Source organism: Actinomadura roseirufa (assembly GCF_900659635.1).
Taxonomy (GTDB): domain Bacteria; phylum Actinomycetota; class Actinomycetes; order Streptosporangiales; family Streptosporangiaceae; genus Spirillospora; species Spirillospora roseirufa.
This window is the reverse complement of the sequence record NZ_CAACVB010000010.1, coordinates 48,196-72,512: the sequence shown is the minus strand read 5'-3', so window position 1 is coordinate 72,512 and position 24,317 is coordinate 48,196. Positions and strand designations below refer to the sequence as shown.

16 protein-coding genes and 1 pseudogene are annotated in these 24,317 nt (G+C 72.9%); 11 read left to right on the top strand and 6 right to left on the bottom strand.

Annotation, left to right across the window (positions count from 1 at the left end):
• Positions 1-11 precede the first annotated feature (11 nt).
• Complete coding sequence (locus tag E1291_RS04195) at positions 12-383, top strand: winged helix-turn-helix transcriptional regulator (RefSeq protein WP_131736196.1); 372 nt, start codon at positions 12-14, stop codon at positions 381-383.
• Here the strand turns inward: E1291_RS04195 and E1291_RS04190 are convergent.
• The gene (locus E1291_RS04190; protein WP_131736195.1) at positions 370-1,152 is read right to left on the bottom strand and encodes an enoyl-CoA hydratase/isomerase family protein; all 783 of its coding nucleotides are present in this window, start codon (positions 1,150-1,152) and stop codon (positions 370-372) included. The two genes, E1291_RS04195 and E1291_RS04190, sit on opposite strands and share 14 nt — an antisense overlap.
• Positions 1,153-1,436: 284 nt before the next feature.
• Between E1291_RS04190 and E1291_RS44895 the strand changes: the two are divergent.
• The 3 genes and pseudogenes from E1291_RS44895 to E1291_RS04180 all read left to right on the top strand — a co-directional run.
• Positions 1,437-2,870 (top strand): annotated as a pseudogene (locus E1291_RS44895) (SNF2 helicase-associated domain-containing protein); the annotation flags it as partial.
• On the top strand, positions 2,856-5,834 hold the full coding sequence (locus tag E1291_RS43090) for an SNF2-related protein (RefSeq protein WP_278045227.1): 2,979 nt from the start codon (positions 2,856-2,858) through the stop codon (positions 5,832-5,834). The pseudogene E1291_RS44895 and the gene E1291_RS43090, both read left to right, overlap by 15 nt.
• On the top strand, positions 5,834-6,601 hold the full coding sequence (locus E1291_RS04180; RefSeq protein ID WP_131736193.1) for an SWIM zinc finger family protein: 768 nt from the start codon (positions 5,834-5,836) through the stop codon (positions 6,599-6,601). Before E1291_RS43090 ends, E1291_RS04180 begins: the two co-directional genes overlap by 1 nt.
• A 43-nt stretch (positions 6,602-6,644) precedes the next feature.
• Here the strand turns inward: E1291_RS04180 and E1291_RS04175 are convergent, their stop codons facing one another.
• The 3 genes from E1291_RS04175 to glgP form a co-directional block, all read right to left on the bottom strand.
• A complete protein-coding gene (locus tag E1291_RS04175; protein ID WP_131736192.1) occupies positions 6,645-7,487 on the bottom strand; it encodes a M55 family metallopeptidase in 843 nt (280 codons plus the stop codon).
• Between the two features lie 44 nt (positions 7,488-7,531).
• Positions 7,532-8,761 (bottom strand): sensor histidine kinase, encoded by a 1,230-nt coding sequence (locus tag E1291_RS04170; protein WP_242613933.1) that lies wholly within the window; start codon positions 8,759-8,761, stop codon positions 7,532-7,534.
• A 252-nt stretch (positions 8,762-9,013) separates the two neighbouring features.
• Positions 9,014-11,608, bottom strand: a complete 2,595-nt coding sequence (gene glgP, locus E1291_RS04165; protein ID WP_131736191.1) for an alpha-glucan family phosphorylase — start codon at positions 11,606-11,608, stop codon at positions 9,014-9,016.
• A gap of 363 nt (positions 11,609-11,971) precedes the next feature.
• Between glgP and E1291_RS04160 the strand changes: the two genes are divergently transcribed.
• From E1291_RS04160 to E1291_RS04150, 3 genes are all read left to right on the top strand, one after another.
• A complete protein-coding gene (locus E1291_RS04160; protein WP_131736190.1) occupies positions 11,972-13,996 on the top strand; it encodes an alpha-1,4-glucan--maltose-1-phosphate maltosyltransferase in 2,025 nt (674 codons plus the stop codon).
• A 105-nt stretch (positions 13,997-14,101) separates the two neighbouring features.
• Entirely contained in the window at positions 14,102-15,847 is a 1,746-nt protein-coding gene (gene treS, locus E1291_RS04155; RefSeq protein WP_131736207.1) for a maltose alpha-D-glucosyltransferase, read from the top strand.
• A gap of 2 nt (positions 15,848-15,849) precedes the next feature.
• A complete protein-coding gene (locus tag E1291_RS04150; protein ID WP_131736189.1) occupies positions 15,850-17,295 on the top strand; it encodes a maltokinase N-terminal cap-like domain-containing protein in 1,446 nt (481 codons plus the stop codon).
• A 27-nt stretch (positions 17,296-17,322) separates the two neighbouring features.
• Here the strand turns inward: E1291_RS04150 and E1291_RS04145 are convergent, their stop codons facing one another.
• On the bottom strand, positions 17,323-18,090 hold the full coding sequence (locus tag E1291_RS04145; protein ID WP_242613932.1) for a GntR family transcriptional regulator: 768 nt from the start codon (positions 18,088-18,090) through the stop codon (positions 17,323-17,325).
• A gap of 252 nt (positions 18,091-18,342) precedes the next feature.
• Between E1291_RS04145 and E1291_RS04140 the strand changes: the two genes are divergently transcribed.
• The 3 genes from E1291_RS04140 (at position 18,343) to E1291_RS04130 (ending at position 21,667) form a co-directional block, all read left to right on the top strand.
• Positions 18,343-18,561: a hypothetical protein gene (locus E1291_RS04140; protein ID WP_131736188.1), complete on the top strand. Its 219-nt coding sequence runs from the start codon at positions 18,343-18,345 to the stop codon at positions 18,559-18,561.
• Between the two features lie 456 nt (positions 18,562-19,017).
• Positions 19,018-21,261, top strand: coding sequence for a 1,4-alpha-glucan branching protein GlgB (gene glgB, locus E1291_RS04135; RefSeq protein ID WP_131736187.1), 2,244 nt, complete (start codon positions 19,018-19,020; stop codon positions 21,259-21,261).
• 43 nt (positions 21,262-21,304) lie between these two features.
• The gene (locus E1291_RS04130; RefSeq protein WP_131736186.1) at positions 21,305-21,667 is read left to right on the top strand and encodes an ACT domain-containing protein; all 363 of its coding nucleotides are present in this window, start codon (positions 21,305-21,307) and stop codon (positions 21,665-21,667) included.
• A 194-nt stretch (positions 21,668-21,861) separates the two neighbouring features.
• Here the strand turns inward: E1291_RS04130 and E1291_RS04125 are convergent, their stop codons facing one another.
• Positions 21,862-22,734: an NUDIX domain-containing protein gene (locus tag E1291_RS04125; protein ID WP_131736185.1), complete on the bottom strand. Its 873-nt coding sequence runs from the start codon at positions 22,732-22,734 to the stop codon at positions 21,862-21,864.
• A gap of 85 nt (positions 22,735-22,819) precedes the next feature.
• Here E1291_RS04125 and E1291_RS04120 point away from each other — a divergent pair, with 85 nt between their 5' ends.
• Positions 22,820-24,298, top strand: coding sequence for a serine/threonine-protein kinase (locus E1291_RS04120; protein ID WP_165494953.1), 1,479 nt, complete (start codon positions 22,820-22,822; stop codon positions 24,296-24,298).
• Positions 24,299-24,317: the final 19 nt, after the last annotated feature.

The window sequence follows — 24,317 nt, the reverse complement described above, 5'->3', positions numbered from 1 at the left end:
AAGGGGGCACGATGGCGGGCGATCCCGGGCACGGCGGCCAGTTCATCGCCGACTGCCAGGCCAGGCTCGGATTCGACCTGTTGTCGGGCACGTGGACCAGCGTCGTGCTCTACACGCTGCGGGACGGCCCGCTGCGTCCGGGCGAACTCCAGGACCGCATCGGCGGCATCAGCCACAAGGTGCTCACCGACACGCTCCGCCGCCTCGAGCAGAACGGCCTGGTGACACGCCGGCGCTACGCGGAGGCGCCTCCGCGCGTGGAGTACGCCCTGACCGGCCCGGGACGCGGGCTGCTGGAACCCATCTACGCCCTGGGCCGGTGGACCGAACGCTATGCAGATGAGGTCCTGGACGCGCAGGACCGCGCGCTCAGCGGCCCGTGAACTCGGCCTTGCCCGGACCTTCCTCCACGAAGCTCCTCATGCCGTTCGCCTGGTCCTCCGTCGCGAACAGCGCGGCGAACTGCACCCGCTCGATCTCCAGCCCGGTGGCGAGGTCGACCTCGAGTCCGGTGTCGATGGCCTGCTTGGCGGCGCGCAGCGCGACCGCCGGACCGCCCGCGAACGTCGCCGCCCACTCCCTGGCCGCCGCGTAGACGTCGGCGTCCGGTACCACCCGGTCGACCAGGCCGATCGCCAGCGCCTCGTCCGCCGCGACGTGCCGCCCGGAGAACACCAGGTCCTTCGCCTTGGCCGGCCCGATCAGCCGGGCCAGCCGCTGCGTGCCGCCCGCCCCCGGGATGATGCCGAGCTGGATCTCCGGCTGCCCCACCTTGGCGCCCTCGCCCGCCACCCGGAAGTCGGCGGTCAGCGCCACCTCCAGCCCGCCGCCCAGCGCGTACCCGGTGATCGCCGCGATGACCGGCTTCGGGATCGCCGCCAGCGCCCGGGTGAACTTCTGCAGCAGCCGCGACGGCCCCGCCGCCATCTCCGCCGCCGACAGCGGCGCCATCTCCTTGATGTCCGCGCCCGCCGCGAACACCCGCTCCCCGCCGTACAGGACCACCGCGCCGACCGTCCCGTCCTCGGTGACCTGGGCGGCCGCCTCGATCAGCTCCCGCTGCATCCCCGCGTTCAAGGCGTTCAGCTTCGGCCGGTCCAGCCTGATCGTCGCGATCCCGTCCTCGACCTCGACCCGTACGAACTCGCCCACGGCATCTCCTTTTATTGCGATCCCGGCCCACTACGCGCGCCTAGCGGCTCGCTCCGTGACCGTTCTTGTGCGAGCGCGAATCGCTTCGCGATCTTCCCGGCGGGGCTCGCCTCCGGCATCGCCCCGCCGGTCAGGTAGTGCGCTCGCGTGACGGCTGGACTTGTTTGCGACCGACCCTAGTGTCCCGTCCCTCGGGCCGAGCGAGCGCGGTCAGGCCGACTGACCCCGGCCTTCGGGACGGGACGGCCTGGGTCTGTCCTGGGCTGCTGGTAGCTTCGGGGACCATGCTCGTCGCCCACGCCACCTGGCATGGTGGTGCGCTCTGCCTGTGGGCCGAGCGCACCGGCCCCCACGAGCCGGTGTCCGATTTTCACCCGTTCGCCACACGGGACTTCACCGGCACCTCCTACGAGCCGCTGGTGCGGCACGCGGTCCGGGTGGAGCTGGCGATGGCGCTGCCCACCGTGGGCGACCATCCCCTGCCGTCCGCCGAGCTGGGCCCCGAGCCGGTGGCGCGGGAGCCGGAGCTCCGCCCGTGGCGCGTCCCGGCCCTCGCGCTGGAGCCCTTCCCCGCCATGGCGCTGCTGCGCTCCGCCGAGGACTCCGGCGACGTCGTCCCCGGCACCGACCTGCGGTTCCTGTGCCTGCTCGCCGCCGAGGCCCTGCACCTCGCCGGGCGCGGACAGGTGCTTCCGGCGCTGCTGCGCGAGGACGGCGACCTCGTCGCCCGGTGGCGGCCCGTCCTCGACGACGCGTCCCGCTACCGGGACCTCGCCCGCGCCATGCCCGCCGCGTGCCGCGCCGCGGACGGCGGACGGCCCGCCGGGCAGGTCCTGCGCGAGGCGCTGTCGGGGCTGGTCGACACCGCCGTCCGGGGCGTGGTGCCGCACCCGCTGCTGGCGTCCCGGCGCAGCGACCCGGACCGGCTTCCGCTCGCCGAGCGCTGGGTGGCGGCGCTGACCGGCCCGTCCGCGGCGGTGGCCCGCGAGCCCGGGGACGACCCCGGCACGCTGATGGCGGAGCTGGACGCGTGGGCGGCCGCCGCGCGCCGCCCGTCCGGCCCCCTGCGGGTCTGCTTCCGCCTCGCCGAGCCGGGCGCCGAGGAGTTCGAACCGGAGCTCCGCGACACCGGCGCCGGCACGGAGGGCTGGCGCGTCGAGTTCGCGCTCCAGGGCACCGACGACCCGAGCCTCTACGTGCCGGCCGGGCTGGTGTGGGCGGGCGAGGCGGCCGCGGTCCCGGCGGCCGAGGAGACCCTCCTCGCGGGCCTCGGCCGGGCGCTGCGGCTGTTCCCCGACATGGCGCCCGCCCTGGACGGCCCGTCCCCGGCCGGGCTCGACCTCGACACCGCGGGCGCCTTCCGGTTCCTCCGGCAGGCCGCGCCGATGCTGGCCGCGGCCGGTTTCGGCGTCCTGCTCCCCACGTGGGCGGGCCGGGCCAGGCTCGGCCTGAAGCTCACCACCCGTCCCGAGGACCCCGAGGCGTCCGCCGGCTCCGCCGCGTCCTCCGGCTTCGACCTGAAGGGCCTGGTGGACTTCCGCTGGGACCTCGCGATCGGCGACGAGACCATCGACGAGGACGAGCTGGCGGAGCTGGCCCGGCTGAAGACCCCGCTGGTCCGCCTCCGCGGCCGCTGGGTGGAGCTGGACGAGGAGCAGCTCGCCGCCGCGCTGGACTTCCTGCGCCATCCCCGCACCGGCCGCATGAGCGCGGGCGAGGCGATCCGCGCGATCGTCCACGCGGGCGACGACGTCCTCCCCCTGACCGAGGTCGACGCCTCCGGCCCGCTCGGCGACCTGCTCTCCGGCGAGGCCGACCGCCGCCTCACCCCCCTCCCCACCCCCGAGGGGTTCAACGGCACCCTGCGCCCGTTCCAGGAACGGGGACTGGCCTGGCTGAGCTTTCTCGACGGCATCGGGCTCGGCGGCGTCCTGGCGGACTCGATGGGCCTGGGGAAATGCCTCGGCGCGGACGAGCTCCTGTTCGTCAACGGCGCGCTGAGCAAGGCGAAGGACGTGTGGGCCCGCCACGCCACCGATTCCGCGCCCGACGGTGAGGGCGAGTGGTCCGTCCCCGCGGAGCGGCTGACGGTGAACTCGCTCACCAAGGACGGACGGATCGAGCCCGCCCGGTTGACCCGGCTCTACCGCCAGCACATCCGGGAGAAGGTCCGCCTGGTGGAGCTGGACGACGGGAGCCGGGTCGTGGTCACCCGGCGGCATCGTCTGCACGGGCTCGACGACTGGACGAACGACCTGGCGCCGGGGACGCGCGTGTGCGTGCCCGCCCGGCTGCGGCACGACGGCGCCCCGGTCGACCCCGACCTGACCGTGCTGCTCGCCTGGCTGATCGCCGAGGGGCACGAGGGATCCCCGTCCGGAGCGGTGATCACGCGGAAGGACGTGTCCGTCCTCGCCGACCTCCGTGACCGGCTGACGCGCCTCGCGGCGCGGTCCGGGCTGCGGGTCGCCGAGCCCACGATCACGCCGGCCGTGGGGCCCAGGGCCGCCTACCTGAGGTTCTCCGGCCGGGATCTCCGCGACTTCCTGGAGGAGCGGGGATACCGCTGGGGGCGCGTCTCCGCCCACAAGCGCATCCCCGACGCGATCACCGCGGCGGACGACGCCACCGTGCGGCTCTTCCTGCGGCACTACTTCGCGGCGGAGGCGTCGGTCGATCCCTCCAGGCGGGTCGTCGAGATCTCCTCCGCCTCCGTCCTGGTCATGCGGCAGCTGAGCGTGATGCTCCGCCGCTTCGGCGTCTGGCTGCGCGTCTCCACCGCCTGGAAGAGCGCCACCAACGGCTCGGGGCGCCGCCCCTACCAGACCGGGCTGATCGGCGGACCGAGCCTTCGCCTGTTCCACCGGCTCGTCGGCATCGAGGACGCGGCGAAGCGGGAACGGCTGGAGATCATCTGCAGGCTGCCGCACAACACCGACCTTGAGGGCGTGCCGGGCGGCGACCTGCTCAGGCGGGCGTACGAACTGACCGGCCTGCCCCAGCGGCACTTCGGCGTGGGCACCGTCTATTTCTCCGGTACCCAAGAGCTATCCCGGGCCACCGCGCGGGAGGCGGTGCGCGCAATGGACCGCGTGCTGTCCGGTGAGGCGGCGGCGCGGTACGCGACCCGTAAGGCGAGCCGGTGGACGGCCGGCCCCCTGGCCGCCTACGCGGACCTGGATGAGCTCGGCCTCCGGCGGATCCGTGACCGGCTGGACGAGCGCGCCTCACGCGAGGTCTTCTACGCGACGGTCACGGCGGTGCGCGACGTCGACTACGACGGATACGTCTACGACTTCGAAGTCGCCGACCACCACAACTACGTGGCCGAGGGCATCGTGTGCCACAACACCGCGCAGACCCTGGCGCTGCTGGCCACCGAGCGCGAGGACGGCGCCCGGCCGGCTCCGACCCTGCTGATCGGGCCGATGTCGCTGGTGGGGAACTGGGAGCGGGAGGCGGCGCGGTTCACGCCCAAGCTGCGCGTCTACGTCCACCACGGGACGGGCCGGCGGCGGGACGACGGGCTCGTGCGGGCCGTCGCGGCGGCGGACCTGGTGCTGACGACGTACGGGACGGCGACGCGGGACGCCGAGATGCTGAAGGCGATCGAGTGGGGGCGGGTCGTCTGCGACGAGGCGCAGGCGCTCAAGAACAGCGGGACGCGGCAGGCGCGCGCGGTGCGGGGCATCCCGGCGCGCAGCCGGATCGCGCTGACCGGCACGCCGGTGGAGAACCACCTCACCGAGCTGTGGTCGATCATGGAGTTCGCGAATCCGGGGCTGCTCGGCCCGCGCGCCGCGTTCCGGGAGCGGTTCGCGATACCGATCGAGCGGGACGGGGACGACCGGGCGGCGGCGGCGCTGAAGCGGGCGACGCGACCCTTCGTGCTGCGCCGGCTGAAGACCGACCGGTCGATCATCGCGGACCTGCCGGAGAAGCAGGAGATCAAGGTCTACTGCAACCTGACCGCCGAGCAGGCGTCGCTGTACCGGGCCACGGTGGACGACATGCTGGAGCAGATCGCCGAGGCGGACGAGAAGCGGCGGCGCGGGCTGGTGCTGGCGACGATGGCGAAGCTGAAGCAGGTCTGCAACCATCCGGCGCAGCTGCTGAAGGACGGGTCGCGGCTGCCGGGCCGGTCGGGGAAGCTGGAGCGGCTGGAGGAGATCTGCGCCGAGGTCGTGGAGCAGGGCGAGAAGGCGCTGGTGTTCACGCAGTACGCGGAGTTCGGGTCGATGCTCCAGCCGTATCTGGCGGCCCGGCTGGAGCGGCCGGTGCTGTGGCTGCACGGCGGCACGTCCAAGCAGGCGCGGGACGACCTCGTCCAGCGTTTCCAGTCCGACGGCGAGCCCGCGGTGTTCCTGCTGTCGCTCAAGGCGGCGGGGACGGGGCTGACGCTGACGGCCGCGAACCACGTCGTGCACGTGGACCGGTGGTGGAACCCGGCGGTCGAGGACCAGGCGACCGACCGGGCGTTCCGCATCGGGCAGACCCGCAACGTGCAGGTCCGCAAGTTCATCTGCGTGGGGACGATGGAGGAGCGCGTCGACGAGATGATCGAGCGCAAGAAGGCGCTGGCGGAGTCGATCGTCGGCACCGGCGAGGACTGGCTGTCGGAGCTGTCGGTGGCGGAGCTGCGGGACGTGCTGCGGCTGTCGCCGGACGCGGTGAGCGGCTGATGGGCGGGCGGGGGCCGGACGGGGCGCGGTGGTGGTCGCGGCGTTTCACGGGCCTGGTGGAGTCGTTCGGCGACGCGGAGCGGCTGGAGAAGGGCCGCGCGTACGCGCGGCAGGGCCGGGTGTCCGGGCTGCGGGTCGCGCCGTACGAGGTGACGGCGCAGGTCCAGGGGTCGGCGCCGGAGCCGTACGAGGTGGCGCTCGGCATCGAGGCGATCGGCGTGGACGGCTGGCGCGCCGTGGAGCGGGAGCTGGCCTCCCGCGCGGTGTTCCGGGCGCGGCTGCTCGCCGGGGAGGTCCCGCCGGAGATCGAGTGGGTGTTCGCGGAGCTGGGGCTGGCGTTGTTCCCCGGGTCGGCGGCCGACCTGCACCTGATGTGCGACTGCGCCGACTGGGGCGACCCGTGCGCGCACGCGGCGGCGGTGCTGTACGTAATGGCCGAGGCGTTCGACGACGACCCGTTCCTCGTGCTGCGGTGGAACGGGCGCGTCCGGGACGAGCTGCTCGCGGCGCTCCGGCTGGGCGCCGGGACCGGGCCCGACCCGTTCGCGATGCCGGACGAGCCGCTGTCGGCCGCCGGGTTCTGGACGCCGCCGTCGGGCCTGGCCCGGCTGCGGGACCGTCCGCCCGCCGCGCCCGTCCCGCCGGGTTTCGTGCTGCGGGTCGCGCCGCCGCCGCCCGTCCGCGTCCGCCGCCGGGATCTGACGGACGTCCTGGCCCCCGCCTACGAGGCCCTGTCCTCCCGGCCGGACGACCCGGACCCGATCTGACCCCGGTCTCGTGCGGGCGCCCCGGCCGCGGACCGGTGCGGGACTAGCCGTAGTGGCGCCCGGCGCACCCGATCTCGCCGGCCAGGGAGGCGCAGACGCCGAGGAGCCCGACGATCTCGCCGTAGTCGCCGGTCGTGAACTCCGTCGTGCGCGGCCCCGTGAGCGTGACGCTGGGGATCAGCGAGCAGGACTGGGCGATGGACGTCGCGTTCCAGTCCACGGACAGCGTGTAGGGGGCGGTGAGCGCGAGGAGGCTCCACGTGGCGGGGTCCCGCAGGGCGCGCAGCGCCGAGTCGTAGATCAGCCGCCGCGCGCGGGCCGGTGGGACGACCTCGGCGGCGTACCGGTCGCGGCCCTCCTTGACCGAAAGGGTCTCGATCCCGCCGAGGACGTCGCGGGCCTCCTGGCAGGCCGCCCGGTCGCCGGTGACGAGGGCGACGGGGACGCCGAGCGAGCCGGCGTGGCCCGCCATGATCCGGATCTCGCCGGAGACGACGCCGTTGAGGCGCACGTCCTGGATCTCGCGGCCCATCCAGGTGTGGTTGAGGACGCCGCTGGCGACGCCCGCGCGGGCGTGGTAGCCGACGTAGAGGGCGGCGTCGAACGAGGAGTCCAGGCCCTCGCCCATGCGCATGGGGCGGAACGGGCCGCGGACGAGCGTGCAGCGTTCGTCGATCAGGTCGGCGCGCAGGTTCCTGCCCATGCCGTGCGAGTCGGCGACGACGACCCGCTCGGCTCCGGCGTCGAACGCGGCGCGGATCGCGGCGTTGGCGTCGCCGGTCATCAGCTCGCAGCCGCGCTCGTAGCCGCGGCCGCCCGCGCGCATCTCCTCGGGGTCGGTGAGCCCGGAGACGCCTTCCATGTCGACCGAGATGAAGACCTTCATGATTCCCATCGTGACGGGCCCTGGGCGCGGGAGGAGGACGGGGGTCAGTGCCCGGCGGGGAGGCGGGCGCGGACGGTGAAGCCGCCGCCGGGGCGGGCGCCCGCGGCGAGGTCGCCGCCGAGGGCCTCGGCGCGGTCGCGCATGCCGCGGATGCCGCTGCCCGTGCCGAGGGTCGCGCTCGCGGGCGCGACACCGGTGCCGTCGTCGTCCACCTGGACGAGGACGTGGCCGTCGCAGTACCGGATCCGGACGACGGCGGAGGCGGCGTCGGAGTGGCGGGTGACGTTGGTGAGCGCCTCCTGGACGATCCTGTAGGCGGCGAGGTCGGCCTCGGCGGGCAGGGCCCGCGGCTCGCCCTCGACCTCGGTGCGGACGTCGAGGCCGGCGGCGGCGATGCCGCCGGTCAGGGCGGCCAGCCGGCCGAGGCCGGGGGCGGCCCCGCCGGGACCGTCCTCGTCGACCTGGCGCAGCACGCCGAGGGTGGCGCGCAGCTCGCGCAGCGTCTCCTTGCTGGCCTGCTTGATCGCGCTGAGGGCCGCCTCGGCGCGCTCGGGCTCGCGCGCGAGGCCGTGCAGCGCCGCGGTGGCCTGCACGTTGATCAGCGAGATGTTGTGGCCGAGGACGTCGTGCAGCTCGCGGGCGATGCGCAGCCGCTCCTCGATGGCGCGGCGGCGGGCCTCCTCCTCGCGGCCGCGTTCGGCGGCCAGGGCGCGGCGCTCGGCCTCGCGCAGGTACGCGCGCCTGTTGCGGGCGAAGCCGCCGATCGCGATGACGGCGACGAACCATCCGGCGAGCAGGTAGAGGGCGGCGTCCTGGAGATGCTGGCTGCGGCCGCGGGACTCGCCGAAGGTGATGGCGCCCAGCGCGGAGGCGCCGAGGACCGACGCGATCACCACGTGCCCCTCGGCGGCGGCGGTGTACAGCGCGACGACGAAGGTGATGACGATGGGCCCGTCCGGCTCGGTCAGGGGGTAGTAGAGCCCGCAGGCGAGCAGCGTGACGACCGCGACGGCGATGGGATGCCTGTGCCGGAAGTACAGCACGCCGCTGGAGAGCACGACCAGGCCCCAGCCGAACAGGGGCATGTGCGAGCGGTCCTCCTGGCGCATCAGCACCAGGACGGACACGACCACCGCGAGCAGGCAGCCCGCCGCGAGGAGCGCGTCGGCGGAGCGCCCCTGTGGTGACCACCGCGCCCCGGCCCGTCCCGGCGTCGTGCCCGGGGCGTCGGTGTCCCACCCGTTCGTCTCATGGCCCTGTTCAGGAGCTCGCACGCTCCCTATCCTGCCAGGCCCATGGTTGTGTACACATCTATAATCAAATTCCCGATCCCGTCATCGCCAGGCACAGCGCCACCCCAGCCGTGACGCCCACCTCAACCGTCACGCGGGCGCGCGACCTGACCGGCGGGGGCGACGCCGAAGGCGAGCCCCCGCCGGGAAGATCGCGAAGCGATTCGCGCTCGCACAAGAACGGTCACGGTCCGAGCCGCCAGGCGAGGACCGTGGGCCGGGCTTGCAATAAATTCAGCGCAGGTCGCCGTTGGTCATGCCGTGCGGTGCGGGGGGCAGGGCGACGAGGCCGAGTTCGGCCCGGCCGGACAGGCTCGGGTGGTTCGGCACGACCCTGACGCCGTAGCCGAACGGGCCGCTGCGGGCCAGCGGGACCTCGCCTGCGTAGCGGAGCCCGCCGTTCTCCGCGGCTTCCGCGCCGGTGAGCTCCAGGTAGGACGGCTCGACCAGCGCGTCGTGGTCGTCGACGCGGCCGTAGGCGACCTCGACGGCGACGTCCTCCGGGGCGAGTTCACCGAGATCGACCACGACCCGGACGGCCAGGTGCGCGCCGACCCGCGGGCTCTCCTCTCCGTTCGACTCGACGTGTTCCACCGCGACCCCCGGCCACGCCTTGGCGACCCGCTGCTTCCAGGCCGCCAGGGCGCGCGCGCCCGCGTACCCGTCGGCGGCCATGGCGCGGGCCGACGCGGCGGCGGGAGCGTAGTACCCCTCGACGTAGTCGCGGACCATCCGGGACGCGAGGACCTTCGGGCCGAGCGTGGCGATGGTGTGCTTGACCATCTCCAGCCAGCGGCCGGGCGTCCCCGAGGAGTCCCGGTCGTAGAAGGTGACCGCGACGTGGTCCTCGATGAGCTCGTAGAGGGCGGCGGCCTCCAGCTCGTCCCGCCGCTCGGGGGTGGCGAGGCCGTCGGCGGACGGGATCGCCCAGCCGTTCTGGCCGTCGTACCACTCGTCCCACCAGCCGTCGAGGATCGACAGGTTCAGGCCGCCGTTCAGCGCCGCCTTCATCCCGGACGTCCCGCACGCCTCCAGGGGGCGCAGCGGGTTGTTCATCCACACGTCACAGCCCTGGACGAGCAATTGCCCGAGCGCCATGTCGTAGTCGGGCAGGAACACGATGCGGTGCCGGACGTCCTCGGCCCCGGAGAAGCGCACGATGTCCTGGATGAGCCGTTTGCCGCCCTCGTCGGCGGGGTGCGCCTTCCCGGCGATGAGGATCTGCACGGGGCGGTCGGGGTGGAGCAGGATCGAGCGGAGCCGCGTCGGGTCGCTCATCATCAGGGTGAGCCGCTTGTAGGACGGGACGCGCCGCGCGAACCCGATCGTCAGCACGTCCGGGTCGAGGGCGTCCTCCACCCAGGAGACCTCGGCCTCGCTGGCGCCCCGCCCGCGCCATGACTCGCGGAGGCGGCGCCGCGCGTCCTGGACGAGCCGTTCGCGCAGCAGCCGCCGGACGCGCCAGATCTCGCCGCCGGGGACGGCGCGGACGCCCTCCCAGCCGCGGCCGTCCTCCGCCGCGGCCGGGACCTCGCGGGCGGCCAGTTCGAGGACCTCGCGGGCCACCCAGGTGCCCTCGTGCACGCCGTTGGTGATCGACCCGACGGGCACCTCGGCGGTGTCGAACCCGCCCCACAGCCCACCGAACATCTCCCGGCTGACGCGGCCGTGCAGCGCGCTGACGCCGTTGACCCGCTGGGCCAGCCGCATGCCCATCACGGCCATGTTGAAGACGGTGCGGTCACCGCCGGGGTAGTCCTCGGCGCCGAGGGCGAGGATCCGGCCGGCGGGGACGTCGGCCTCCTCGTTCGCGCCACCGAAGTAGGTGTGGACCAGTTCGCGGGGGAACCGGTCGATGCCCGCGGGGACGGGGGTGTGCGTGGTGAACACCGTCCCGGCGCGGGCGGCCTCCAGGGCCTCGTCGAACGACAGTCCGTGCTCGGCGGCCAGTTCGCGGATCCGTTCGAGGCCGAGGAAGCCGGCGTGGCCCTCGTTGGTGTGGAAGACCTCGGGCGCGGCGTGCCCGGTGATGCGGCAGTAGGCGCGGATGGCGCGCACGCCGCCGATGCCGAGCAGCATCTCCTGGAGCAGCCGGTGGTCGCCGCCGCCGCCGTACAGCCGGTCGGTGACGTCCCGCGCGGCCTGGTCGTTGTCCTCGACGTCGGAGTCGAGCAGGAGCTGCGGGACGCGGCCGACCCGCGCGACCCACACCTGCGCGTGCAGGTCGCGGCCCTTCGGCAGGCCGACGCGGACCCTCACGGGCGTCCCGCCGGTCTCGCGGAGCAGGGTCAGCGGCAGCCCGTTGGGGTCGATCGGAGGGTAGCGCTCCAGTTGCCAGCCGTCTGGCGACAGGGACTGCGAGAAGTAACCGTGCCGATAGAGGAGTCCCACCCCGATGAGCGGGACGCCGAGGTCGCTGGCGGCCTTGAGGTGGTCACCGGCCAGGATGCCGAGGCCGCCGGAGTACTGCGGCAGCGCGGCGGTGATCCCGTACTCGGGCGAGAAGTAGGCGATGGACGAGGGCGCCCCGGGGCGCGACTGGTACCAGCGCGGCGCCGTCAGGTACTCGCGCAGGTCGTCGGCGGTGTCCTGGAGGCGGCGCAGGAAACGCCGGTCCGCGGCGAGGCGCGCGAGCCGTTCCGGCGCGACCTCGCCGAGCAGCCGGACCGGATCGTGGCCGACGGCCCTCCACAGCTCCGGGTCGACGGCGCGGAACAGGTCGAGCGTCTCGTGGTGCCACGACCAGCGCAGATTGAGGACGAGCTCCTCCAGCTGCCTGAGCGGCTCGGGAAGGACGGTGCGTACCGTGAAACGTCGGATTGCCTTCACGCCATGCCACGCTATGCGCTGGCGTCCCGTGGACGCGACCGCCGGGGCACGGACCGTCACTTCCGCGCCAGGGCCGGCCCGGGGGCGTCCGGGCACCGGAACCCCTGCCCGGCCTGCGGTTCCGCGGTCTCGCAGGGACAGCACCGTGTCCGGCGCCCCCGATTCCCGCGCGAGCGTTTGCGGAATCTCGACCATTCGCAGAACCCCTCACGACCGGGAACGCGCGCTCGTGGCTCCCCTGTTCGGTCCCGTCACCCATCGCATTCGACTCACGACGCAAAGTCATCGGCAAGTATCCGGTGGTGGGCACCCCTTCACCGGGGCGGGACGTTTCGTCCTTCTCGATCGGGTAGGGGAGGGCACATGCGCGTGGAGTCCCAAACGTCCGAATTGATCGAGATTCCGAGGTTGGGTCGCATACCGATCCTTGACGTGGCTCCGGTGGTGGACGGTGGCCGGTGGCCCGCGAAGGCGGTGGTGGGCGAGACCTTCGAGGTGAGCGCGACGGTGTTCCGCGAGGGGCACGAGGCACTGGGCGCGGAGGTGGTCCTGCGGACGCCCGCGGGCGAGGACCTGGCGCCGGTGCGGATGAGGGAGGTGGGCGAGGGGCTGGACCGGTGGTCGGCGCTGGTGACGCCGACGGAGCAGGGCGGGTGGTCGTTCCGCGTGGAGGCGTGGGGCGATCCGATCGGGCACTGGCGGCACGACGCGGAGATCAAGGTCCCCCGGGGCCAGGACGTCGAGCTGATGCTGGCCGAGGGGTCGCTGCTGTACGCCCGCGCGGCCGAGGGCGTGCCGAGCAAGGACCGGCCCACCCTGGCGCGGCTGGCGGACCTCCTCGCCGACGTGACCGTCCCGGCGGCGAAGCGGCTGGAGGCGGCGGCCGACCCCGACGTCGAGGACGTGCTGGGACGGTTTCCGTTGCGGGACCTGCTCACGGCCGGCGACCGGTACCCCCTGGCCGTCCACCGCCGCCGCGCCCTCGTCGGCGCCTGGTACGAGTTCTTCCCCCGCTCCGAAGGCGCCACCATCGATCCCCTGGCCCGCCGCCAACCCCAATCGGGAACGTTCCGCACCGCGATCAACCGCCTGCCCGCCGTCGCCGCGATGGGCTTCGACGTCATCTACCTTCCCCCCATCCACCCCATCGGCACCACTCATCGCAAGGGCCCCAACAACACCCTGGACGCCTCACCCGCCGACCCCGGCTCCCCCTGGGCCATCGGCTCGTCCGAGGGCGGCCACGACGCCGTCCACCCCGACCTGGGCACCCATCACGACTTCGACGCCTTCGTCGCCGCCGCCCATCACCACGGCCTCGAAGTCGCCCTCGACCTGGCCCTGCAGTGCTCCCCCGACCACCCCTGGGTCACCGCTCACCCCGAGTGGTTCACCACCCGCGCCGACGGCACCATCGCCCACGCCGAAAATCCGCCCAAGAAATACCAGGACATCTACCCCCTCAACTTCGACAACGACCCCGATGGCCTCTACACCGAAATCCATCGCGTCGTCACCCACTGGATCGACCACGGCGTCACCATCTTCCGCGTGGACAATCCCCACACCAAACCCGTCCCCTTCTGGGAACGCCTCCTGGCCGACATCGGCACCACCCACCCCGACGTCCTGTTCCTCGCCGAGGCATTCACCCGCCCCGCCATGATGCACACCCTCGCGAAAATCGGCTTCCACCAGTCCTACACCTACTTCACGTGGAAGAACACCGCCGACGAACTCCGCGAATACTTCACCGAACTCACCGGCCCCGCCGCCGCGTACATGCGCCCCAATCTCTTCACCAACACCCCCGACATCCTCTCGGAATACCTCCAGCACGGCGGCCCTCCCGCCTTCGCCATCCGCGCGATCCTGGCCGCCACCCTCGCCCCTACCTGGGGCGTCTATACCGGCTACGAACACTACGAGAACACCCCCGTACGCCCCGGCAGCGAGGAATACCGCAACTCCGAGAAATACCAATACCGGCCCCGGGACTGGAAGAACGCCCACACCCTGGCCCCGCTCATCACCACCCTCAACACGCTCCGCAATAACCACCCCGCCCTCCAGCAACTACGCGACCTCCACTTCCACCACATCGACCAACCCGAACTCCTCGCCTATTCCAAAACCGCCACCACCCCCACCGGGCATCGCGACACCGTCCTGGTCGTCATCAACCTCAACCCCCACCACACCCGCGAAGCCACCCTCCACCTCGACCTGCCCGCCCTCGGCCTCCCCGACGACCCCGGCCTCCCCTTCACCGTCACCGACCGGCTCACCGACCCCCACGACCCCACCACCTACACCTGGACCAAGAGCAACTACATCCGCCTCGATCCCCACACCCGACCCGCGCACATCCTCACCATCCAGGAGTAGCGAGAATTGAGCGGACCCCACGAGCCCCACTTTCCCGGCCCGCCGGATTCGGTGCCCGGTCCGGTGCCAAAAGAGGAACCCATCACCGAATTCCCGCCGGAGTCCATTCCCCATCCGGCCGAGCCGGTCCCGGACGCGTTCAGCCCGGAAACACCACGAGATCCGCATTGGTTCAAGACGGCGGTGTTCTATGAGGTGTCGGTCCGGGGATACGCCGACTCCAACGGCGACGGCTACGGCGACCTGCGCGGCCTCATCGGCAAACTCGACCACCTGCAATGGCTGGGCATCGACTGCCTGTGGCTCCTGCCCATTTACGAGTCGCCGCTGCGCGACGGCGGCTACGACATCGCCGACTACACCCGCATCCTGCCCGACTTCGGCGACCTGGGCGACTTCGTCGACCTCATCGAAGAGGCCCACGCCCGCGGCATCCGCGTCATCGCCGACCTGGTCATGAACCACACCTCCGACGCCCACCCCTGGTTCCAGGCCTCCCGCACCAACCCTGAAGGCCCCTACGGCGACTTCTACATGTGGGACGACACCGACACCCGCTACCCCGAAGCCCGCATCATCTTCGTCGACACCGAAACCTCCAACTGGACTTACGACCCCGTCCGCGGCCAGTACTACTGGCACCGCTTCTTCTCCCACCAGCCCGACCTCAATTACGACAACCCCGCCGTCCAGGACGCCATGCTCGAAGTCCTGCGCTTCTGGCTCGACCTGGGCATCGACGGCTTCCGCCTGGACGCCGTCCCCTACCTGTACGCCCGCGAGGGCACCAACTGCGAGAACCTCCCCGAAACCCACGCCTACCTCAAACGCGTCCGCGCCGAGATCGACCGCCTCTACCCCGACCGCGTCCTGCTCGCCGAGGCCAACCAATGGCCCGCCGACGTCGTGGAGTACTTCGGCGACCCCGCCGCCGGCGGCGACGAATGCCATATGGCCTTCCACTTCCCCGTCATGCCCCGCATCTTCATGGCCGTCCGCCGCGAACAGCGCTACCCCATCTCCGAGATCATGGCCCAGACCCCCAAAATCCCCGAGTCATGCCAATGGGGAATCTTCCTGCGCAACCACGACGAACTCACCCTGGAGATGGTCACCGACGAAGAACGCGACTACATGTACACCGAATACGCCAAAGACCCCCGCATGAAGGCCAATATCGGCATCCGCCGCCGCCTGGCCCCCCTGCTCGACAACGACCGCAACCAGCTCGAACTGTTCACCGCCCTGCTGCTCTCCCTGCCCGGCTCCCCCGTCCTGTACTACGGCGACGAGATCGGCATGGGCGACAACATCTGGCTCGGCGACCGCGACGCCGTCCGCACCCCCATGCAATGGACCCCCGACCGCAACGCCGGCTTCTCCCGCTGCGACCCCGCCCGCCTCTACCTCCCCGTCATCATGGACCCCATCTACGGCTACCAGTCCGTGAACGTCGAAGCCCAAGCCGAGAACCCGGGATCCCTCCTGCACTGGACCCGAAAAATGATCGAAATCCGCCAGCGTCACCCCGTTTTCGGCGTCGGGGCCTACACCGAGCTGTCCGCCTCCAACCCCTCCGTCCTCGCCTTCACACGCGAGATCGGCAATGGCGAAGCAAATCAATGGGGCGGAATGGACACCGTGCTCTGCGTGAACAACCTGTCGCGTTTCCCGCAGCCCGTGGAACTGGATCTACGCCGTTTCCGCGAGTCCGCGCCGATCGAATGCATGGGCGGCGTGCAGTTCCCCCCCATCGGCGAACTGCCCTACCTGCTGACGCTGCCCGGCCATGGTTTCTATTGGTTCCTGCTCCCGCCGCCGCCCGAGCCGGCGGGCGAAGGGGTGATGTAGCGATGCAGCCGCCCGGTCCCTCACCCGTCCGGCTCCTCGCGGGATGGCTGCCGCGGCAGCGGTGGTTCGGCGGCAAGGACGGCCCGATCGACGAGATCACCATCGGCACCGCCACCGAGCTGCGCACCGGCGACCCCGCCCTCACCCACCTCGTCCTCGACGTCCGCCAGCACACCGCCATCGACCACTACCAGCTCCTCCTCGGCACCCGCCGGCACCTCCCCGACCGCCTCCGCCACGCCGAGATCGGCCCGGTGACCGCGCCGGACGGCGGGACCGACCACCTCTACGACGCCGCGTTCGACCCCGAGCTGACGCGCCCGCTGCTCGCCCACATGGCCGCCGAGGCCACCGTGGGGCCGCTGCGCTTCCGCCGCGCGCCCGGGGCCGGCATCCGCACCGACCTGGACGGCGCGCCGATCTCCGCGGAGCAGAGCAACACCTCCCTGGACTTCGGCGGGACGCACATGTGCAAGCTCTTCCGCCGCCTGCCGCCCGGGGTGAACCCCGATCTGGAGGTCAACCTCGCGCTGTCGCGCGAAGGCGGCTCCCACGTGCCCGCGGTGCACGGCTGGATCGAGCTGGAGCCCCGCGCCCCGGGCGCCGAGCCGGTCACGCTCGCGCTGCTGTCGGAGTTCCTGCGCGGCGCCGCCGACGGGTGGAGCCTCGCGCTGACCAGTGTCCGCGACTGGTTCGCCCAGCCCGTCCCGCCGGGGCCGGCCGCCTCCGGGACGAGCACGGGCACCGGCACGGGCACGCTCGACGCCGGCGCGGCCGGCGGGGACTTCGCCGCCGAGGCCGAGCGGCTGGGCACCGCCACCGCCGAGGTGCACCGCGACCTGGCGCGGGCGTTCGGCGTCGGCACGGCGTCCCCGGCGCAGCTGCGCGCCCTGGCGCGCGGGATGGACGAGCAGCTCGACCAGGTCGGCGCGGCCGTCCCGGAGCTGCGCCCGCACGCCGCGGCGATCCACCGCGCGTTCGCCGGGCTGGAGGCCGGGGCCGGGCCGCATCCGCTCCAGCGCGTCCACGGCGACTTCCATCTCGGCCAGGTGCTGCGCACGGACAACGGCTGGATCCTGCTCGACTTCGAGGGCGAACCCGCCCGCACCCCCGCCGAGCGCCGCGCCCCCGCCCATCCCCTCCGCGACGTCGCCGGGATGCTCCGCTCCTTCGAGTACGCCGCCCGCTTCCTCATCACCGGGGACGGCTCGCCGGACCCGGAGACGGCCGCCGCGCTGGAGCTGCGGGCCCGGGCGTGGGCCGAGCGCAACCGCGCCGCGTTCTGCCGCGGCTACGCCGCCGCGGGCGGCCACGACCCGGCGGCGCACGCCGATCTCGTCCGCGCCTTCGAGCTCGACAAGGCCGTGTACGAGATCCGGTACGAGGCGCGCAACCGGCCGGCCTGGCTCCCCGTCCCGCTGGGCTCGCTGGCCCGGCTGGCGGGCTGAGACCGGTCCCGCGCCGCGCGGGACCGGTCAGAGGTCGATCGAGTAGTCGAGGATGACGCGGTCGGCGGGGAGCACGATGTCGCGGCAGACCTCCATGACGCCGGCGCCCGCCAGCATCCGGCGGGTGATGGCGAGGACGGGCACGCCGCCGGTCATCCGGAGCGTCTCCGCCTCGTCCGGCGTGGGCATGCGGGCGCGGACCGACTCCTCCACCCGCGTCGGCGGGTGCCCGAGGTAGGTGAGCTGGGCGAGCGTCCCGCCGGGCCACGGCTCGCGGGCGGGATCCGACACCGGGGTCTCGCCGACGAGGTCCCAGGGCAGGTAGTTGACCGAGATCTGCTGCGGCTCGCCCCGGGCGTGGAAGACGAACCGGCGGCGCAGCAGCTCGGTGCCCGTGGGGAGTTCGAACAGGGCGCCGATGTCGGCGTCGGCGCGCACCCGGGTGAACTCCCGGTCGAGGCGGTACTCCTCCCAGCTGATGCGCTGGTCGCGGGTGAACGTCGTTTCCGGCACCGCCAGCGGCCTGGTCACCGCGCGGTAGCGCTCCATCGCGACGCGGCGCGCCGGGGGCATGACCCGCACGACGGTGCCGCCGCCGCGCCGGGTCTCGATGAGCCCCTCCCCGCGCAGCAGCCCCATGGCCTGGCGGACGACGATCTCCGAGACGCCATGGGCCGCGCACAGCTCCGTCATGGTCGGCAGCCGCGTTCCCTGCGGCAGGCTGCCGTCCCGGATCCCCTCTCGAAGCGCGTCGGCGATGCGCAGGTAGGCGGGACGGTCCGGCACCGGCGTCACCTCCCCTTCCTCCCGGCGCGCCCACCTGGCGGCGTCGGTCCCGGCGTTGGCGGCCTACCCCTCGGCACCGTGGTCGACACGGTGTTCGATGCCGTCTCCACGGCGTTCGATTGCGACCCCCCTCTCACCTTCATCCATACCTTCCTCGCGCTATCTCCGGGGAGACGGTCCGCTTACGGACAGCTTGACACCTCTTTGACCGAGTAAGACTTTTGTATACAGAAGAACCGCCTCGGGAAAGGGACGACCTTGATGGGCGACTTCGAGGATCTGAAGACGGCCATCGAGAGCGAGCACCCGGGCTGGCAGGTGTGGCGCAGCGACGCCGGGCGCTGGTACGCGACCCGCAGCACCGACCTCACCGACGCCGAACTCCAGGCGGGATACGCGATGACGGTGGCCGCCGACGACGCGCCGGGGCTCCGCGAGCTGCTGGCCGGCCAGGCGCGCGGGGAGCACGGCGCGTGCTGACGCGGCGACGGGGCGCGGCGGGCGGCCCGGTCCGCGGGCCGGGCCGGATCAGGCCGGAATGCGCGGGTGCGGAAGGTACCTGTGGCGCTGAGGTGACACAGGAGTGGAGTCCCGGGTGATGGGGTCGATGTCACCCCTGGGGCCAGGTAGACGTGACCGCACGGTCGGCGCGTTCGGCGCGACCCCCAAACAAAGAGTCGCGCCCTCCGTGCGGTCGCACTTCGCGCTCGAGCTCCCACCGGCCCCGTAACGCCTCCACCGCTGGTCAGTGACGCCTCCGTCCGCGCTGCGAAGCGCGGCGCGGCGTGCGCGCGCCCGCGTCCGCCGGCACCGTCCGCGCCGTCACGGGAAAACGCCCGCGCCCTCGCGGAAACAGGTCGCCCCACCGCGTGAGACCCGCAAATCTCAGGGCACTCCTACTGGATGACCACCATCGGACGAGGAGGCCATGACGTCATGGCACGGGTGACGCGCGCGGAGATCGAGCGGCTCGTCGGCGGCGACCACCATGACCCGCACAGCGTTCTCGGGGCGCATCCCAGCCGGTCAGGGGTGACCGTGCGCGCGCTCCGTCCGCTCGCCGAGCGGGTCGAGGCCGTCCTCCCCGACGGGACGCGCCATCCGCTCCGGCACGTGCACGAAGGGGTGTTCGCCGGGACGCTGCCGCCGGACGCCCCGCTCTCGGGCGGCGACGCCGAGGGCGCCCCGCAGGCCGTGCCCGACTACCGGCTCGCGGTCGCCTACGCGGACGGCGCCGAGAGCGTCCAGGACGACCCCTACCGCCATCTCCCCACGCTCGGCGAGCTCGACCTGCATCTGATCAGCGAGGGGCGCCACGAGGAGCTGTGGCGGGCGCTCGGCGCCCGGGTCCACCGCTACGCCTCGGCGTTCGGCACGGTGACCGGCACCGGTTTCGCGGTGTGGGCGCCGACGGCGCGCGGGGTGCGGGTGACCGGCGACTTCAACCACTGGGACGGCCGCGCCCACCCGATGCGGTCGCTCGGGTCCACCGGGATCTGGGAGCTGTTCGTCCCCGGCGTGAGCGACGGCATGCGCTACAAGTTCGAGATCCTCGGCGCGGACGGCGTGTGGCGCGCGAAGGCCGACCCCATGGCCCAGTCCACCGAGCAACCCCCGGCGACCGCGTCCCGCGTGTTCACCTCCGCCTACGAGTGGGGTGACGGCGCCTGGATGGACGGCCGCAAGGAGCGCGACTGGCTGCACAGCCCCATGAGCGTGTACGAGGTCCACCTCGGCTCGTGGCGCTCCGGCCTGGGCTACCGGGAACTGGCCGAGGAGCTGACCGCGTACGCGAAGGACATGAACTTCACCCACGTGGAGTTCCTGCCCGTCGCCGAGCACCCGTACGGGCCGTCCTGGGGCTACCAGGTGACCTCCTACTATGCGCCGTCCTCACGGTTCGGGGATCCCGATGACTTCCGGTACCTGGTGGACAGCCTCCACCGCGCGGGCATCGGCGTCATCGTCGACTGGGTGCCCGCCCACTTCCCGAAGGACGAATGGGCCCTGGCCCAGTTCGACGGCACCGCGCTCTACGAACACGACGACCCCACCCGGGGAGAACACCCCGACTGGGGCACCCTCGTCTTCAACTACGGACGCGCCGAGGTGCGCAACTTCCTGGTCGCCAACGCCTCGTACTGGCTGGAGGAGTTCCACGTCGACGGCCTACGCGTGGACGCGGTCGCGTCGATGCTGTACCTCGACTACTCGCGCAAGGAGGGCGAATGGTCGCCCAACATCTACGGCGGCCGGGAGAACCTGGAGGCCATCTCCTTCTTGCAGGAGATGAACGCGACGGTCTACAAGCGCAACCCCGGCGTCATGACGATCGCCGAGGAGTCCACGGCGTGGCCCGGCGTCTCCCGCCCCACCCACCTGGGAGGGCTCGGGTTCGGGTTCAAATGGAACATGGGCTGGATGCACGACACGCTCCAGTACATGGGCCACGAGCCCGTCTTCCGGCACTACCACCACCACGAGATCACGTTCTCGCTCGTGTACGCGTTCTCTGAGAACTACGTCCTGCCGCTGTCGCACGACGAGGTCGTCCACGGGAAGGGCTCGCTGCTGAGCAAGATGCCGGGCGACACCTGGCAGCAGTTCGCCGGGCTGCGCGCGCTGCTGGCCTACATGTGGTCCCACCCGGGCAAGCAGTTGCTGTTCATGGGGCAGGAGTTCGGCCAGGGCGCCGAGTGGGCCGAGCAGCGCCCGCTCGACTGGTGGCTGCTCGACAACGCCGCCGAGGGCGCGCATCACCTCGGGATGCAGCGGCTCGTCCGCGACCTGAACCGCGCCTACCAGGACGAACCCGCGCTCTGGGCGCGTGACGGCGACCACGAGAGCTTCCGCTGGATCGACGGCAACGACGCCGCCGGCAACACCCTGTCCTACCTGCGCTACGGGTCCGCCGAGACAGGCGGGCCCCCGGTCGTGGCCTGCGTGGTCAACTTCGCGGGCTCCCCGCACGAGGACTACAGGATCGGCCTGCCGTGGAAGGGCGGCTGGCGCGAGATCCTCAACACCGACGCCTACGAGTACGGCGGCAGCGGGGTCGGCAACCTCGGCCGCGTCGAGGCGACCGCCCAGCCGTGGCACGGGCTCCCCGCTTCCGCCGCCCTGCGCGTCCCGCCCCTCGGCGCCATCTGGCTCGTCCCGGAAACGCCCCACGCCCCCTGAACCGGCCGCCGGGCCCGCCACGGCGGGCACTAAGGTTGCGGCCATGACCGCCGAGCAGAACCTGCATGTCGTTCCCGGCCGTTTCATGGTGGAGCACCTGCCCGGTGCGACGTTCCCCGAGGACGACGAGTGGGTCGCGCTGGTCCGGGCGCCCGAGGGCCTGACCGTCGTCCGGGAGGCGTCGCCGTTCTCCGGGGCGGAGCGGTGGGCCGGCTTCTACGGCGACGCCGCGCACGGCCTGGACCAGCCGGGCATGCTGGCCGCCGTCGTCGGCCCGCTCGCGCGCGCGGGGATCCCCGTCTTCGTCGCGTCCACCTACCACGCCGACCTGGTCCTCGTCCCCGAACTCCGGCTGGACGAGGCGACCGGGGCGCTCAAGGACGCGGGTCACCGCGTCACCGACTGAGACCACACAGCCCACGGCGACCCGAACGACATGGCCTGAAGGGCACGACCCGAAACGCACGGCCGGGCGGCATGAACGCCTTGAACAGGCGACCTGGGCGCTCCAAGACGCCATCACAGCCTGAGACCGCCCGGCCCCATGGCGACCCGAACGGCACGACCCGAGCGGCATGACCTGGACGGGACGGCCGGGGGTCAGCGCGGCGGGAGCCGGTCGAGGAGCCAGCGCGGGCCGGTGACGGCGGCTCCGGCGGACTCGCAGCGGGCGCGCAGCTCGCGGTCGGCGGTCACGACGAGGTGCACCGAGCCGGGGCCCGGACGCCCGAGCAGGTCCACGATGTGGTCGTCGCCGCTGCCCTGGGCCGCCTCGACGCGCACCCCGTCCGCGGGCTCGCCGGCGACCGTCCGCGCCGCGCCCTCGACGACCAGCACGATCTCGGGAAAGCAGCGGTCGAACGGGACGAGCCCGCCGGGGACGCCCTTGACCCCGCCGTTCAGCGCCGTCAGCTCGTCACGGAGGCGGGCGTTGGCACCCGCGCGGTCCTTCCACCAGCCGTCCGCGCGCGCGCCGACCACGTTGGCCGCGTCCACGACGAGCACGAGCTTCTTCATCCCGTCTCGCAGGCGGGGCCACGATCCGGCGAACGGCGCGAAGAGCTTGCGGTCCTCGACCTCCTCGGCCCGCACCCACTCGGCCTTGCGCGTCTCCCTGGACGCGGGTCGCACGTCGGCGCGCTCGGGCACCGTGCCCGTCACGGACGTGAACGACCAGCCGCCGTGATCCTCGACACTGACGCCGTGGACGTTCACCGTGGCGGTGTCGAGCGTGCACTCCTCGGCGGTCTCCCGGAGCGCGCCCATGACGGCGTCCTCGTGGCTGTGGAGCGCGCCGCCGAACATGCCCCACGTCCCGCCGCCGAGCCCCCACCAGGCGCGCTGCTGCAGCAGCACCCACACCTGGCCTCCGGCGTCGCGATGGTAGGCCAGCAGACCGGCGGCCCCGAACCGGCCCCAGTGCGTGTGCCCCTGCCCGCACCCGGCCCAGCCGTCCCCGTCTCCGTCTCCCATGACCCGACGATATCCGCTGGACGGTCCCAGTACCGTGGAGGCGTCGTCGTGGGCGACGCCGATGGACCATGCCCGAGGAGCGCCGATGCCCGCCCTTCCCCTGCACCACGATGATCCGCGCGGCGTCGGCGGCTACCGGCTGACCGCGCGCCTCGGCGAAGGCGGTCAAGGCGTCGTCTACCTGGGTGAGGGGCCGTCCGGGGAACGCGTCGCGGTCAAGATGCTGAAGACCACCGACGCCGCGGCCCGCGCGCGCTTCGCGCGGGAGATGCGGGCGGCCCGGCAGGTCGCCGCGTTCTGCACGGCGGCCGTCCTGGACTCCTCGGCGGAGGGCGAGCTGCCCTACGTGGTGAGCGAGTACGTGGACGGCCCGTCGCTCCAGCAGCGCGTCCAGGAGCGGGGTCCGCTGCGCGGCGGCGATCTGGAGCGGCTCGCGGTGAACACCGCCAGCGCGCTCGCCGCCATCCACGGCGCCGGGATCGTGCACCGCGACCTCAAGCCCGCCAACGTGCTGCTCGGCCCGGACGGCCCCCGGGTCGTCGACTTCGGGATCGCCCGCGCCATCGACGCCGAGACCCACACCCAGCTCGTCGGCACGCCCGCCTACTTCGCGCCCGAATGGCTGGAGGGGCATCCCCCGACGGACCGGTCGGACGTGTTCGCGTGGGCGGGCACCATCGTCTACGCCGCGACCGGCCGCCCGCCGTTCGGCCGCGCCACGAGCCTCCCGGCGACCCTGCACCGCATCGCCCACGGCGAGCCCGACCTGGACGGGGTGCCGCCGTCCCTGCTCCCGCTGCTCCTGGAATGCCTGGCCAAGGATCCCGCGCGGCGCCCGGCGGCCCGCGACCTGATGGTCAGGCTGGTCGACCCCTCAGCGACCGGCCCCGCCGGAGTGCTCTCCGCCCCTCCCGCCCCCGCCACCACCGGTCCCGCTCCCGCCTTCGCGCCCGTCCCACCGCCGGGTCAGCCCATGACGGGCGCGCCCGCGGAGACGACGCGTCCCGGCGGGCGGCGACGCTCCCGGGGCGGGCTCGTCGCGGGCGGCGCCGCCGTCCTGGTCCTGCTGGCCTGTGCGGGCGGCGCCGTCCTGCTGCTCGGACGCGGCGAAGGGAAGGCGGAGCGGAACACCGGGACGAGGGGGACCCCGGCGAGCAGCACGCCGCCCGCCGCCTCGTCCACCCCGGCGACGGGCGGGGCCACCGAGACGGGGGCGGGAACCGGCGGGACGGTGCCCGCCGCGTTCGCCGGAACCTGGAAGGGCACGCTGACCCAGACCGGCGGCATCACCACCGGGGACGCCACCACCACCGTGACGATCAGGCTGACCGCGGGCCGCGCGGACGGAACCTCCGACTACGAGTCCTGGGACTGCCACGACACCCTCAAGGTCACCAGCGCGTCCGCCACGACGGTGACGTTCCAGGAGACCGCCAAGAGCAGCAACGGCTCGGCCGGCTTCTGCATCGGCGGCACGATGACCCTGAAGCGGGTCGCGAACGGCCTGGCGTACGAGTCGCCGGGGGTCGGAACGACCACCGGAACCCTGCGCCGCGCGGGCTGACGCCCACGCGGGGACGGGC